The organism is Ralstonia psammae (assembly GCF_958405935.1).
Lineage (GTDB): Bacteria > Pseudomonadota > Gammaproteobacteria > Burkholderiales > Burkholderiaceae > Ralstonia > Ralstonia psammae.
Genome location: NZ_CATZBU010000004.1, coordinates 59,052 through 72,113, shown reverse-complemented (window position 1 = coordinate 72,113; position 13,062 = coordinate 59,052). Strand labels below are relative to the sequence as shown.

The 13,062-nt window shown below is 63.3% G+C and carries 13 protein-coding genes; 9 read left to right on the top strand and 4 right to left on the bottom strand.

Translation table 11 applies throughout. The annotated features are described in order from the left end of the window. Window positions 1-115 precede the first annotated feature (115 nt). From R2N16_RS09880 to R2N16_RS09850, 7 genes are all read left to right on the top strand, one after another. Entirely contained in the window at window positions 116-574 is a 459-nt protein-coding gene (locus R2N16_RS09880; RefSeq protein ID WP_316665490.1) for a DUF3293 domain-containing protein, read from the top strand. A gap of 98 nt (window positions 575-672) precedes the next feature. Then, window positions 673-1,185 carry a hypothetical protein gene (locus R2N16_RS09875; protein WP_316665489.1) on the top strand — a complete coding sequence of 171 codons (513 nt, stop codon included), beginning with the start codon at window positions 673-675 and terminating at the stop codon, window positions 1,183-1,185. Between the two features lie 234 nt (window positions 1,186-1,419). Further along, window positions 1,420-2,574, top strand: a complete 1,155-nt coding sequence (locus R2N16_RS09870; protein WP_316665488.1) for a c-type cytochrome — start codon at window positions 1,420-1,422, stop codon at window positions 2,572-2,574. A 12-nt stretch (window positions 2,575-2,586) separates the two neighbouring features. Beyond that, on the top strand, window positions 2,587-4,377 hold the full coding sequence (gene ctaD, locus R2N16_RS09865) for a cytochrome c oxidase subunit I (protein ID WP_316665487.1): 1,791 nt from the start codon (window positions 2,587-2,589) through the stop codon (window positions 4,375-4,377). Then, the gene (locus tag R2N16_RS09860) at window positions 4,374-4,982 is read left to right on the top strand and encodes a cytochrome c oxidase subunit 3 (RefSeq protein WP_316665486.1); all 609 of its coding nucleotides are present in this window, start codon (window positions 4,374-4,376) and stop codon (window positions 4,980-4,982) included. The genes ctaD and R2N16_RS09860 overlap by 4 nt, the downstream gene beginning before the upstream one ends. Further along, window positions 4,979-5,671, top strand: a complete 693-nt coding sequence (locus R2N16_RS09855) for a heme-copper oxidase subunit III family protein (RefSeq protein WP_316665485.1) — start codon at window positions 4,979-4,981, stop codon at window positions 5,669-5,671. The genes R2N16_RS09860 and R2N16_RS09855 overlap by 4 nt, the downstream gene beginning before the upstream one ends. A 7-nt stretch (window positions 5,672-5,678) precedes the next feature. After that, window positions 5,679-6,026, top strand: a complete 348-nt coding sequence (locus tag R2N16_RS09850) for a cytochrome C oxidase subunit IV family protein (protein ID WP_316665484.1) — start codon at window positions 5,679-5,681, stop codon at window positions 6,024-6,026. 3 nt (window positions 6,027-6,029) lie between these two features. Here R2N16_RS09850 and R2N16_RS09845 read toward each other — a convergent pair whose 3' ends face one another. The 4 genes from R2N16_RS09845 to R2N16_RS09830 form a co-directional block, all read right to left on the bottom strand. After that, window positions 6,030-7,265: a cystathionine gamma-synthase family protein gene (locus R2N16_RS09845; RefSeq protein WP_316665482.1), complete on the bottom strand. Its 1,236-nt coding sequence runs from the start codon at window positions 7,263-7,265 to the stop codon at window positions 6,030-6,032. 155 nt (window positions 7,266-7,420) lie between these two features. Beyond that, window positions 7,421-8,692, bottom strand: coding sequence for an Nramp family divalent metal transporter (locus tag R2N16_RS09840; protein ID WP_316665481.1), 1,272 nt, complete (start codon window positions 8,690-8,692; stop codon window positions 7,421-7,423). 7 nt (window positions 8,693-8,699) lie between these two features. Then, the gene (locus R2N16_RS09835; protein ID WP_316665480.1) at window positions 8,700-8,843 is read right to left on the bottom strand and encodes a hypothetical protein; all 144 of its coding nucleotides are present in this window, start codon (window positions 8,841-8,843) and stop codon (window positions 8,700-8,702) included. A 35-nt stretch (window positions 8,844-8,878) separates the two neighbouring features. Then, the gene (locus R2N16_RS09830) at window positions 8,879-9,370 is read right to left on the bottom strand and encodes a DUF421 domain-containing protein (RefSeq protein WP_316665479.1); all 492 of its coding nucleotides are present in this window, start codon (window positions 9,368-9,370) and stop codon (window positions 8,879-8,881) included. 157 nt (window positions 9,371-9,527) lie between these two features. Between R2N16_RS09830 and R2N16_RS09825 the strand changes: the two genes are divergently transcribed. Together R2N16_RS09825 and R2N16_RS09820 are read left to right on the top strand one after the other, a co-directional pair. Then, window positions 9,528-10,388, top strand: coding sequence for an SDR family oxidoreductase (locus tag R2N16_RS09825; RefSeq protein ID WP_316665478.1), 861 nt, complete (start codon window positions 9,528-9,530; stop codon window positions 10,386-10,388). A 108-nt stretch (window positions 10,389-10,496) separates the two neighbouring features. Then, window positions 10,497-13,043, top strand: coding sequence for a DEAD/DEAH box helicase family protein (locus R2N16_RS09820; RefSeq protein WP_316665477.1), 2,547 nt, complete (start codon window positions 10,497-10,499; stop codon window positions 13,041-13,043). The last annotated feature ends 19 nt before the right edge of the window (window positions 13,044-13,062 follow it).

Here is a 13,062-nt window from a genome sequence, read left to right as displayed (position 1 = left end):
GGTTGTCGGAATACTGCGCTGGGGCGGCGCCTCGGCCACCCACACGCTATTCTGTGACATCGACCGCCCATTTGCGTTGCGCCAAATCAGATGGCCGCGACCATGCGACGCAACAATGCACCGCCATCCGCCCGTCCCTACGCCTGAGTTGATTGCCGCTTACCGCGGCGCGCGATATCGCGTCAGCGCGCCGCAGGGCGACGTGCTGCTGCGCGTCGATGCCATCAACCCATGCGTGGCCGCACTGCTCGCGCAAGCCAATGCACCATGGGCCGTCTTCGTGACGGCGCATCAGCCTTTTTCGCGCACGGTGTCTGCCGACGAGAATACTGGGCGGCAAGCCGAGCTGCTTGCCTGGGCCATCGCACGCGGCATGTCCTGGCTCTCTGGCGAGGGCGGGCCGCCGGAGGATGCGCCTGCGAACACGTGGAAGCCCGAGCCAAGCCTGCTCCTGTTCATCGAAGACCCGGCCATGGCCGACACCCTCATGCTCACGTTCGAGCAGAACGCCGTAGTGCTGTGCGATGCGCATGGATTTTGTACCTTGCGTTGGCACCCGTATCTGCCAGACTGATTTGGCATAGGGCACTTTGGCGCGCGACGCTTTGCAGCACCGTAAGTGGCGCTTCCGATTCTTAAGTGCTTGCGTAGAGACATCAGCAGGAGGTTCGTATGGAACTGCACATGCAATCGCATCATTGGGAGCGCCGCATGCCCGACTGGCTCGCGGCCAGCGTGGCAGGCATCGTGGGCGGTGCCCTGGTCATCGTGCTCGAGTTCTTCTGGTCGACCATGGTGCTCAATGAAAGCCCCTGGCGCCCGACCCACAAGATCGCCGCCATGGTTATGGGCCGGGGCGCATTGGAAGAGCTGTCGTTGTTCAGCTACAGCATCGTGGCGACGGCGCTCGTGCTGCACTTCGTGCTGGGCGCCATCATGGGGATGATTCTCGGGGCCATCATCGCGCCGTTCCATTTCGATTCGAGCCCGGGCATGCTCGCGGCCGTCGGCATGGCTTTCGGCATCGTGGCGTACGTCGTGAACTTCTACGGCATGACGGCGGTGTTTCCATGGTTTGCTTCGGAGCGCGGCTCGGGGCCACTCTTGGCAAACCTGCTGTTTGGGGTGGTGACGGCCATCACCTACGGCATGCTGGAGCGGCGCGAACGCGAACCGATGCACTGATACGCCGACCTTTTTCCTGCGGCGCCGCAAGCTAGGCGGCGCCATCAGGAGACGGCTGCCTCTGGCAACACATGCCGCAGGCGGCCGTTTTGCATTGCGGCGCAGCACGCAAATGGCGGGTTGGCGCGATCCGTACGCCGGGTGCGCCTCGTCCTTACGTTGCCTTGCACGATCCGAGTGCGCGACCTAGCCTGTCTTTAGCGTGTTGAGGGAGTCCCTCGCCCGGAGGTGCCCATGGCCCTTGCGATTGCGCTCGTGCTGATCGTCGTGCTGGCGGTGGGGTTTCACTTTGCCAGCCCGTGGTGGATCACCCCGATCGCCTCCAACTGGGTGCGCATGGACGACACGCTGACGATCACCATCGTCATCACGGGCGTGCTGTTTGTCGCCATCAACCTCTTCGTCGTCGCGGCGCTCTTGCGCTATCGCCATCGCGATGGCGAGCAAAACCAGCGCGCCGCCTACGAGCCGCACAACAGGCGCCTGGAATGGTGGCTGATCGGCATTACCACCCTGGGTGTGGCGGCGTTGCTCGCGCCCGGCCTGTTCGTCTATGCCGACTACGTACGCCCGCCACCGAACGCCCTCCAGATGGAGGTGCTCGGCCAGCAGTGGCAATGGCGCTTCCGCTTTGCCGGCCCCGGCGGCAAGCTCGGCACGACCGACGTGCGATACATGAGCAACGACAACCCGTTCGGCATGAACCCGGCTGACCCGAACGGGCGCGACAACTACCTGATCGAAACACCTGAACTGCACTTGCCGATCAACCGGCCGATCCGGGTACTGGCGCGCTCGCGCGATGTTCTGCACGACTTTTACGTCCCCCCGTTCCGGGCACGCATGAACATGGTGCCGGGCATGATCACCTCGTTCTGGTTCACGCCCACCAAGGCGGGCCGCTACGACATCCTGTGCGCGCAGCTCTGCGGCATCGGACACTCCAACATGCGCGGTGTGGTGGTCGTGGAAGACGAGGCATCGTTTGCACGCTGGCTCGCACAGCAGACCACCTTCGAACAAAGCCAGAAGGCGAAAGTGCAGGCCGCTGCCCCGGCTGGCGGTAGCGCGCAGGCACTGGCGGAGCAAGGCCAGACGCTTGCCCAGGCCAAAGGCTGCGTTGCCTGCCACAGCGTAGACGGCAGCCCGCGCGTCGGCCCCACGTGGAAGGGGCTCTACGACAAGACCGAAACCATGGCCGACGGCAGCACCGCGCACGTCGACGAGGCGTACTTGCGAGCATTCATCCGCGACCCGAAGGCCCGCGTGGTGAAAGGTTTCACGCCGATCATGCCGACGTTCGATCTGAGTGAGCAGGAGCTGTCGGCGCTGGTCGCGTACATCAAGGCGCAAGGTGGCGATGCCGCATCGACCACGGCGAAACCGTAGCGAGGAGACGCGATGTCCTACGCACACACCGACCCCCACGGCCAGGGTCACGCACCACCTCAGAGCTTCTGGACACGCTACATCTGGAGCCAGGACCACAAGGTCATCGCGGTGCAGTATTCGCTCACGGCCATCGCCATCGGGCTGGTGGGGCTCGTGCTGTCGAATCTGATGCGGCTGCAGCTGGGATTTCCGGGCAAATTCGCCTTTATCGACGCGAACCATTACTACCAGTTCGTCACCATGCACGGAATGATCATGGTGATCTACCTGCTGACGGCACTGTTCCTGGGCGGCTTCGGCAACTATCTCATCCCGCTGATGCTGGGCGCGCGCGACATGGTGTTTCCGTTTCTGAACATGCTCAGCTACTGGGTGTACCTGCTGGCCGTGCTGGTGCTGGTGGCAAGCTTTTTCGTACCGGGCGGGCCCACAGGCGCGGGCTGGACGTTGTATCCGCCACAGGCGATTCTGCCGGGCACGCCGGGCACCGAATGGGGCATCGTGCTGATGCTGGTGTCGCTGGCGATCTTCATCGTGGCGGCCACCATGGGCGGGCTCAACTACGTGACCACCACGCTGCAGGCGCGCACGCGCGGCATGACGCTGATGCGCATGCCGCTTACGGTGTGGGGCATCTTTACCGCGACCGTGCTGGCGCTGCTGGCGTTTCCGGCACTGTTTGTGTCGGCCATCATGATGCTGCTCGACAAGACGCTGGGCACAAGCTTCTTCGTGCCGGCGGTGGTGTCGATGGGGCAGCAGCTCAAGCACAGCGGCGGCAGCCCGCTGCTGTTCCAGCACCTGTTCTGGTTCTTCGGGCACCCCGAGGTGTACATCGTCGCGCTGCCCGCCTTTGGCATCGTGTCCGACCTCATCAGCACGCACGCGCGCAAGAACATCTTCGGCTACCGGATGATGGTGTGGGCCATCCTCGTCATCGGTGTGTTGTCGTTCGTCGTCTGGGCGCACCACATGTTCGTGTCGGGCATGAACCCGTACTTCGGCTTCTTCTTTGCCACCACCACGCTCATCATCGCCATCCCGACCGCGCTCAAGGTCTACAACTGGGTGCTGACGCTGTGGCGTGGCGACATCCACCTGACCGTACCGATGCTGTTTGCCATCGGCTTCATCAGTACCTTCGTGATCGGCGGGTTGACGGGGCTGTTTCTCGGCAACGTCAGCGTAGACATTCCGCTGTCCAACACGTACTTCGTGGTCGCACACTTTCATATGGTGATGGGCGTGTCGCCGATCCTGGTGGTGTTTGGCGGGCTCTATCACTGGTACCCGAAGGTGACGGGCCGCATGCTGAACGACACACTGGGCCGCGCGCATTTCTGGATCACCTTCATCGGCACGTACCTGATCTACTTCCCGATGCACTACCTGGGCGTGCTGGGCATGCCGCGCCGGTACTACGCATATGAGGGCTACAGCTTCATCCCACCCTCCGCGCAGACGCTGAATACGTTCATCACCGTCGTCGCCATCATCGTCGGCGTGGCGCAGTTGCTGTTTCTCTTCAACCTGGCGTGGAGCCTGGTGCGCGGCAAGAAGGCGGATGCCAACCCGTGGCGGGCGACCACGCTCGAATGGCAGACTCCGCAGACGCCGCCCGTGCACGGCAACTGGGGGCCGACGCTGCCGGTGGTTTATCGGTGGGCATACGAGTACAGCCCGCCCGGCCGTGCGGATGACTTCGTGCCGCAGAACGAACCGCCCACCGGCGCACCGGAAACGGAGCCGGAAGCGGGAACGCAAACCGACATCCTCCACGCCAGCGGGGTGCGCACATGACGACCCTGCCCCGCCACTTCGTGCCCGATGCGTCGCCTGTACTGCCGCACGCGGGCCGCATTGGCCTGCGCGTCTTCATGGCCGTGGTGACGGCACTGTTCTCGCTGCTGCTCCTGGCCTACGCCATGCGCATGCGCGAGCCTGACTGGATGCCGGTTCCGCACCCGGTATTACTGTGGTGGAACACCGGCGTGCTGGCGCTGGCCAGCGTGGCCATGGCGGTGGCACAGCGCACAAACGCGCGCCAAATGCTCTGGCTGCTGGCGGGTGGCGCGCTTGCAGCGCTGTTCGTCTTCGGCCAATGGACAGCGTGGCAGCAACTGTCCACCACCGGGCAAGGCGTGGCGGTCAACCCTTCCAACAGCTTTCTGTATGTGTTCACCGGCTTGCATGCGGCGCATGTCATCGGCGGCCTTGTCGTCTGGGCGGTGACGGTCGCCCGCCTGCGCAAGCACGCCGATCGCACCCAGCGTGCCATTGCCCTCTGCGCGACGTACTGGCACTTCCTGCTGGCCGTGTGGGTCGTGCTGCTGGCGGCGATGTGGTGGATCACGCCCGCATTCGTCAGCGCCATCTGCGGGCCGTTGTATGGAGCCACGCCATGAGCAATCCCACGCTCCCCACCGACTCGGCCGACGCCGTGCACGAAGGCTGGCCCGGTATCGTCAACGACTGGTCGGGCGACCGCGAAACCTTCAAGGTGCCGTGGGGCAAGGCCATGATGTGGATCTTCCTGCTGTCGGACACCTTCGTCTTCAGCAGCTTCCTGATCGGCTACATGACGGTGCGCATGTCGACCACGGTGCCCTGGCCCGACACGGCCGAAGTGTTCGGCATGAAGATCGGCAGCGTGGAGGTGCCGTTGCTGCTGATCGCCATCATGACCTTCGTGCTCATCAGCAGCAGCGGCACCATGGCCATGGCGGTCAACTTCGGCTACAGGCGCAATGCCAGGCGTGCCGCCGCGCTCATGCTGGCCACGGCGCTGTTGGGTGTCTGCTTCGTCAGCTTGCAGGCGTTCGAGTGGACCAAGCTGATCGTGATCGAAGGCGTGCGCCCGTGGGGCAATCCGCTGGGCGCGGCGCAGTTCGGCGCGTGCTTTTTCATGATCACGGGGTTCCACGGCTTTCACGTGACCTGCGGCGTGATCTACCTGTTGCTGGTCGCTCGCAAGATTCGACAGCCAGGCTTTGCCGAACACGGCAACTTCCAGATCGTGGAGATCGCGGGCCTGTACTGGCACTTTGTCGATCTCGTCTGGGTGTTCATCTTTGCGTTGTTCTACCTGTGGTGAGGCAGCCATGGACCACACCGACCCATCCCCCACGCCAGCCGCTCCCGACACCCACGGCCAGCAGCACAGCATCAGCATCTACCTGAAGATCTGGGGTCTGCTGTTCGTGCTCAGCACGCTCTCGTATCTGGTGGATTACTTTCGGGTGGAAGGCCTGACGCGCTGGGTCCTGATCGTCGTGCTGATGATCGCCAAGGCCGGACTGATCGTCTCCGTGTTCATGCACATGATGTGGGAGCGGCTGGCACTGGTGTATGCCATCCTGATGCCGCCCCTGGTCTTGCTGGTGCTGATGGTGCTGATGGCGGCGGAAGCCAACCACACCTTCGGCATGCGTGAGCTGTTCTTCCGCTGACCGTCAGGCGACGGTAATGGCATCCAGCGCCTGCGTAAAGTCCGCCAGCAGATCGGCTTCGTCCTCAATGCCGACCGAGACACGCACCAACGAATCGGCAATGCCCATCGACGCGCGGCGCTCGGCGCCCATTTCCCAATAGATGGTCGGGGCGACCGGAATCACCAGCGTGCGCGTGTCGCCCAGGTGCGTGGCGCGCACGGCGTAGCGCAGGTGGTCGAGCATGTCGACGTAGTCTGCGCCCTCCACCAGTTCGAAGCTCAGCAGGCCGCCGTAGTGGCGGAACAGCTCGGTGGCGCGGGCGTGCTCGGGGTGATCCGGCAGTCCTGGGTAGTACACGCGTGCCACCTTGGGGTGCGCGGCCAGCGTGCGTGCCAGCGCCAGCGCGTTGCTGCAGGTGCGGTCAATGCGCAGGGCCATCGTTTCAGCGCCCACGGCAATGCGATGCGCGGCATCGGCAATCAACGTCGCACCCTGGTCGCGCAGCCCCTTCTTGCGGATCTGCTGGATGCCCTGCATTTCCGGCTTGGCCTTGCGGTATGCCGGGTAGATGTTCGGATACGCCGTCCAGTCGAACAGGCCTGTATCCACCACCGCACCGCCCAGCGCGTTGCCGTGCCCGCCAATGTATTTGGACAGCGAATGCACCACCAGGCTCGCCTGCGCATCGCGCGCGCGAAACAGCCACGGCGAGGTCATCGTGCTGTCAACCACGTAGATCAGGCCGCGTGCCTTGCAGACGTCGCCGATGCCTTTCAGATCGGCCACCTGGGTGCGGGGGTTGGCAATGGTTTCCACGAAGACAAGGCGCGTGTTCGGCTGCACCGCATCGGCCACGGCCTGGGCGGATGTTGCATCGACGAACGTCACTTCCACGCCCATGTTGCGCAGCGTTTCGAACACGCTGTTGGTATTGCCGAACAGGAAGGCGCTGGAGACCACGTGGTCGCCCGCGCGCAGCATGGTCGAAAACACCGCCATGATGGCCGCCATGCCGGTGGCAAAGCATGCGGTGGCCACGCCCGCTTCCATCATCGTGATCTTGGCTTCCAGTGCGGCCGTGGTCGGATTGCCCTGGCGCGCGTAGGTGTAGCCGGGCTTGCCCTGGAACACGTCGATCAGCTCGCGTGTATCGGCATAGCCGTACGTGGTCGACGTGTGCAGCGGCTTGTGGACGGCGTAGTGCTCGACGCCGGCTTCACGGTCGGCGTGCAGGAGGGCGGTGGTCAATCCAGTCATGGCAGGGGCAGCAGAAAGGCGGCGAAGGGCAGGAAACGGCAGGAAAGTCCTGCATTATCGCGCGATTCCGGGGCCACCTGGGCAGCCGAACCCGAGCGGGCGTGGAACGTGGCTTGCCCGCAACCGGAGCGCCTGCGCGGCAGCCGGCTCTCTTTTCAGGAATCTCGCGCAGCCAGCACAAAGAGCAACAACGTGCTGGCGCACATGCACAGGGTCGCCACCCAGGCCGTGCCATGCAGCAACGGGGAGCTGCGGAACGGCCCCATCACCGCCTTGCGGCGCGACATCAACTGCAGCATCACCATGACGGGTGCGGCCGCCACGCCATTGAGCACGGCAGCCCAATACAGCAACTTGAACGGCTCGATGGGCAGGAACACCATCACTGTGGCCACGACCATCACCAGCACCAGAAAAAGGTAGAACTTTGGCGCGCGGTGCACCTTGGCCTCCAGGCTGCTGTGCCACTGGAAGGCCTCGGCAGCGGCATAGGCGGCAGAACCCGCCAGCACCGGCACCGCCAGCAGCCCCATGCCGATCACGCCCAAAGCAAACAACGCCTGCGCAAACCGGCCGGCCACCGGCTTGAGCGCTTCGGCAGCCTGCGCACAGGTTTCGATTTGCGTGACGCCGTGCGTGTGCAGCGCGTATGCGGCCGTCAGCATGATGCAGAAGGCGATCAGCGCCGACACCACCATCCCGACCGTGGTGTCCATGCGGATGCGTGCGAGCTGGTCCTTCGCCTGCCACGGCGCCTTCTTGAGCGGCGCTTCGTCTTCAGCCAACCGTGTCTCTTCGACCTCGCCGGCGGCCTGCCAGACAAACAGATACGGGCTGATGGTGGTGCCAAACACCGCCACGAGCGTCATTGCATAGGCCTTTGACCAATGCAGCTGCGGCACCACGGTGTCGTGCAGCGCGTGCGCCCAGTCCACCTTCACGACAAACGCCGTGCCCACGTACGCCAGCAGCGACAGCGCGGTCCATTGCAGATAGCGCGCATAGCGCCGATACGGCATCCACACTTGCAACACGAGCGTCAGCACGGCAAACAGGCACGCATACCAGGCAGCGGACCCACCCACGAGCAGGCGCACGCTATCGCCCATGGCAGCGATGTCTGCGCCCACGTTGATGACGTTGGCCACCGTGACCAGCGCCACGAACGCATACGCCAGCCCCGGCGAGTGATGCCGCCGGATGTTGGCGACCACGCCCTGGCCGGACACGCGCCCCAACCTCGCACTGACGAGCTGGATGGCGATCATCAAGGGCAGCGTGAGCAACAGCGTCCACAGCATGCCGGTGCCCACCTGTGCCCCCGCCTGCGCATAGGTGGCGATGCCGCTGGGGTCGTCATCCGCCGCACCGGTGATAAAGCCGGGCCCCAGCCGGCGGTACCACGGGGCGTCGTCTGCCGCGGGCACGTTGGGCTCAGCCGCGGTGGTCGGTGGGCGGTGCGTGGGGCGTCTGCTTTCCGGGGTCGTGCAGCTTGTCGCACGTGATGCCCGGCGTCACCTCACCCTGGCGCATGCTGCGCTGCGTGTCGTGCTTGCTCTTCTGGTGCTTGTCTCGCATGGCGGGCTCCGGTGTGCGTGTGCGGGTGTGCAGAATCAGCGGCGCTTGCGGATCAGGCTGACCTGTCCGTTGCGCTCCAGAATGGCGGCCTCCACACCGTCCAGCGTGCGCGTGCCCATGGTCTGGCGCACGCTCTCGTGCAGGTCGCCTACGGTGATGAGCGCCGCATCCATCTCGCCCTGGTCGAAGCGGCCTTCGCGAAAGACCTCGCGTTCGCGTCCGGCGATGAGCCGGTCGAGCTTCGGCAGCCGCACGCACGCCCACCCAAGCAGACGGTGCACCGCCACCAGCGCGAGCGACGCCGACACCGTGGCCACAAACGGCGACGCCCCCACAATCACGCGGCTCAACGTTGCCCCCAGCAACACGGCGACAACGAAGTCGAACGGCGCGCGCTGCCCGAACGAGCGCCGACCCGACAGGCGCACCAGAGCCAGCCCGATGGCGAACACCACCACCGCACGCATCGCGGTTTGCAGCGGGTTCAGATCCTTGCCTTCGCCAAACAGGAACAGCAGCATGTCCATGGCGCCTTCCGTGGTTGATGTGGAGTCTGTTCCACCAGCAGAGCAAGCGGCGTGCCGCACGGCATGCGCTCTCAAGTGCATCTCACGCCGCGTTCAGGCGCAATGGCATGCCGTGTGCTGAAAGCCGGTGTATCCACCCTCTCATAGCGAGCCCGCCATGCCAGACCAGCCACAGCAGCAACCGCCACAACATCAGGACCGCCAGCCCGGCACCGAGAGCGACATGACACCACGCCCACGCGCCGAAATGGAGAACTACATCGGCAGCGGCAAGCTGGAGGACAAGGTGGCCATCGTCACCGGCGGCGACAGCGGCATCGGGCGCGCCGTTGCCATCGGCTTCGCCAAGGAGGGCGCCGACGTGCTGATCGCCTACTTGGACGAACATGACGACGCCAACCAGACCTGCCGCCTCGTCCGCGCGACCGGCCGCCGCTGCGAAGCCATTGCCGACGACCTGGGCGACGAAGCGCATGCCCGCGCGGTGGTCACGCAGGCGGTGGCCATGTTCGGCAAGATCGACCTCGTGGTCAGCAATGCCGCAGAACAGCACCCGCAGCAAAGCCTGGCCGACATCGATGCCGCTCAACTGGAGCGCACATTCCGCACCAACGTCTTTGCGATGTTCTATTTGATCCGTGCCGCGCTGCCGCACCTGCATGAAGGCGCGCGCATCATCACGACCACGTCTGTGACGGCGTTCCGCGGCAGCGGCCATCTGGTGGACTACGCCGCCACCAAGGGCGCGATCGTGGCGTTCACGCGCTCATTGGCGCAGCAATTGGCGGACAAGGGCATCCTGGTGAACGCCGTGGCGCCGGGGCCGATCTGGACACCGTTGATTCCGTCCACCTTCGATGCCGAGCACGTCGCCAAATTCGGCAGCAAGGAGCCACTAGGCCGGGCCGGTCAGCCGGATGAAGTGGCACCCTGCTACATCTTTCTGGCGTCTGCCGATGCGAGCTACATGACGGGGCAGACGCTGCATCCGAATGGGGGGGAGATCGTCAACGGCTAAGCGCAGGGCAGATGACGACAAACGAGGGCGCCGGAGGCCAAAGCCCAGGGAGGAGCGCGGACACGTAACCGGTATCATGTGCGGGTTCCGCCTCAGACGCAGACCGCCATGGCCGCCAAAGAAGCCCAAGCACGCATCAAGATCAACAAACTGCTCGAGGAAGCCGGTTGGCGGCTCCTCGACGGCATGGGCGGCAAAGCCAACGTCATGCTGGAGGCCAACGTCAAGCTCGACGCGCTTGGTGACAACTTCGAGGCCACGAGCAACGGCTTTGTCGACTTCCTTCTGTTGGATGAGCGTGGTCACCCGGTGGTGGTCTTGGAGGCTAAGTCCGAAGACAAAAATCCGCTTGCGGGAAAGGAGCAAGCCCGAAAGTACGCACGCGGACACTGCTGCGATTTCGTCATTCTTTCCAACGGCAATCTTCATTACCTGTGGGATTTGCGGCAGGGCAACCCCGAGCTGATCGTCCGCTTCCCGTCCCCAGCGTCCATTTCAGAGCATCGTAAGTTCGAGCCAAGCCCGAATCGACTGACGGACGAAGTCGTCGGGATTGACTACATCGTCCGTACCCAATACCCGGATTACGAAAGCGACGCCTCTTACCGCAACCTTGCCGAGCGCGACGCCTTCATCCTCAAGCACGGCCTGCGCTTCCTGCGCGACTATCAAAAGCGGGCCGTCCATAAGTTGCAAGACGCAGTGGCCGAAGGACAAACCCGCTTCCTGTTCGAGATGGCAACGGGCACCGGCAAAACGTTGACCGCCGCCGCGATCGTCAAGCTTTTCTTGCGTACCTCCAATGCACACCGCGTACTGTTCCTGGTTGATCGGCTAGAGCTGGAAAATCAGGCCAAGAAGGATCTGGACAGCTATCTGAAAAACACCTTCACCACGGTCGTCTACAAAGAGCGACGGGATGCTTGGCGTGGCGCGCAGATCGTTGTGACGACAGTGCAATCGCTGCTGTTCAACAATAAGTACCGACGTCTTTTCTCGCCAACCGACTTCGACCTTGTTATCTCGGATGAAGCCCACCGGTCCATCGGTGGCAATGCTCGTGCTGTTTTTGAATACTTCGTGGGCTACAAGCTGGGATTGACCGCGACGCCGCGTGACTACCTAAAAGGATTCAATCCCGACCGGCCCAGCACCCGCGACCCACGCGAGCACGAAAGGCGACTGCTGCTCGACACTTACCAGACGTTCGGTTGTGCGTCTGGGCAACCCACATTCCGATATTCGTTGCTCGATGGCGTGCGGGAAGGCCACTTGATCAGCCCCGTTGTGGTGGACGCCCGTACGGATGTCACTGCCCGCTTGCTCGCAGACGAGGGATACGCCGTTGTGCGGCAGGACGCCGACGACCTTGACGGCGACGACGAAGACACCTTCTTCCATACCGATTTCGAAAAGACCTTCTTCTCCGATGCGACCAATCGTGTGTTCTGTGAGACGTTCCTGCAGCACGCACTGCGCGACCCGGTGAGTGGCGAGATCGGAAAGTCCATCGTCTTTGCCGTCAGCCAGAACCACGCGGCCAAACTCGCTCAGCTTCTCAATGAACTAGCGGACCTGCTCTTTCCAGGCAAGTACCAATCAGACTTTGCGGTGCAAGTCACCTCCAGCGTGAAGGACGCGCAGCAGTTCACGATCCAGTTTGCTGAAAACAAGCTGCTGGGCTCCGCCAACTTCATCGAAACCTATAAGACGTCCAAAGCGCGCGTTTGCGTGACGGTCGGGATGATGACCACCGGCTACGACTGCCCTGATCTGCTCAACATTGCGCTGATGCGTCCGGTGTTTTCGCCGTCGGACTTCGTGCAGATCAAGGGGCGCGGCACACGCAAGTACAACTTCCTGAAAACGCTGCACGACGACGGGCTCAAGCCGCTCGTGGCTGCACCAGAGAAAACGCAATTCAAGTTCTTCGACTTCTTTGCCAACTGCGAATACTTTGAAGAGACGTTCAACTACGACGAGGTGCTGCGCCTGCCCGCACGCACGGGCAATGGCGACGGGAAAGGGACTGTGGCAATGGGCGACGCCAGCACCGACCAAGTTACGTATAGCCACCTCGGCGGCGATGCTGTTTCTTTCCTGGCGCAGCAGCAAGTCGGACCCGACGGCATGAAGATCGATCGCATGTTCTTTGAGCGATTCGAGGAAGCTGCGCGCGCTGATGCAGCGCTGCGTGAACAGATCGAGAACGGCCAGTGGGATCAGGCCATTGAGTACGTGGTCAACCACCTGCTCGATAAGCCGGCCGAGTTCTTCACCCTTGATAAACTACGCCGCGCCGCCGGCGTGGACCGCCGCCTGACGCTCAAGGAAATCCTCCAGAAAGTCTTTGGCTTGATCCCCGCGTTCAAGTCCAAGGACGAAATGCTGGAAGACGCTTTCCAGGCGTTCATCCTCACAAATCAAACCCGCTTGGCCGATGGCGATGCCCAAGCCATCGAGGCCATGAAGTACTTCTTCAAGGCGTATGTGACGGATGCATCGCTGCGTTCCATCATCGACGGCAAGCAGTTCACCGAGTTGTATGTCAACCCAGCGTTTGGCATGGCCGATTTCAACGCCGTGCCCGCCGACTGGCGCAACCGGATTCCCGAGTACGTAAAAGATTACGTTTCTCTCAACCCCTTTATGTAAAGCAGCACCCCACAATGGC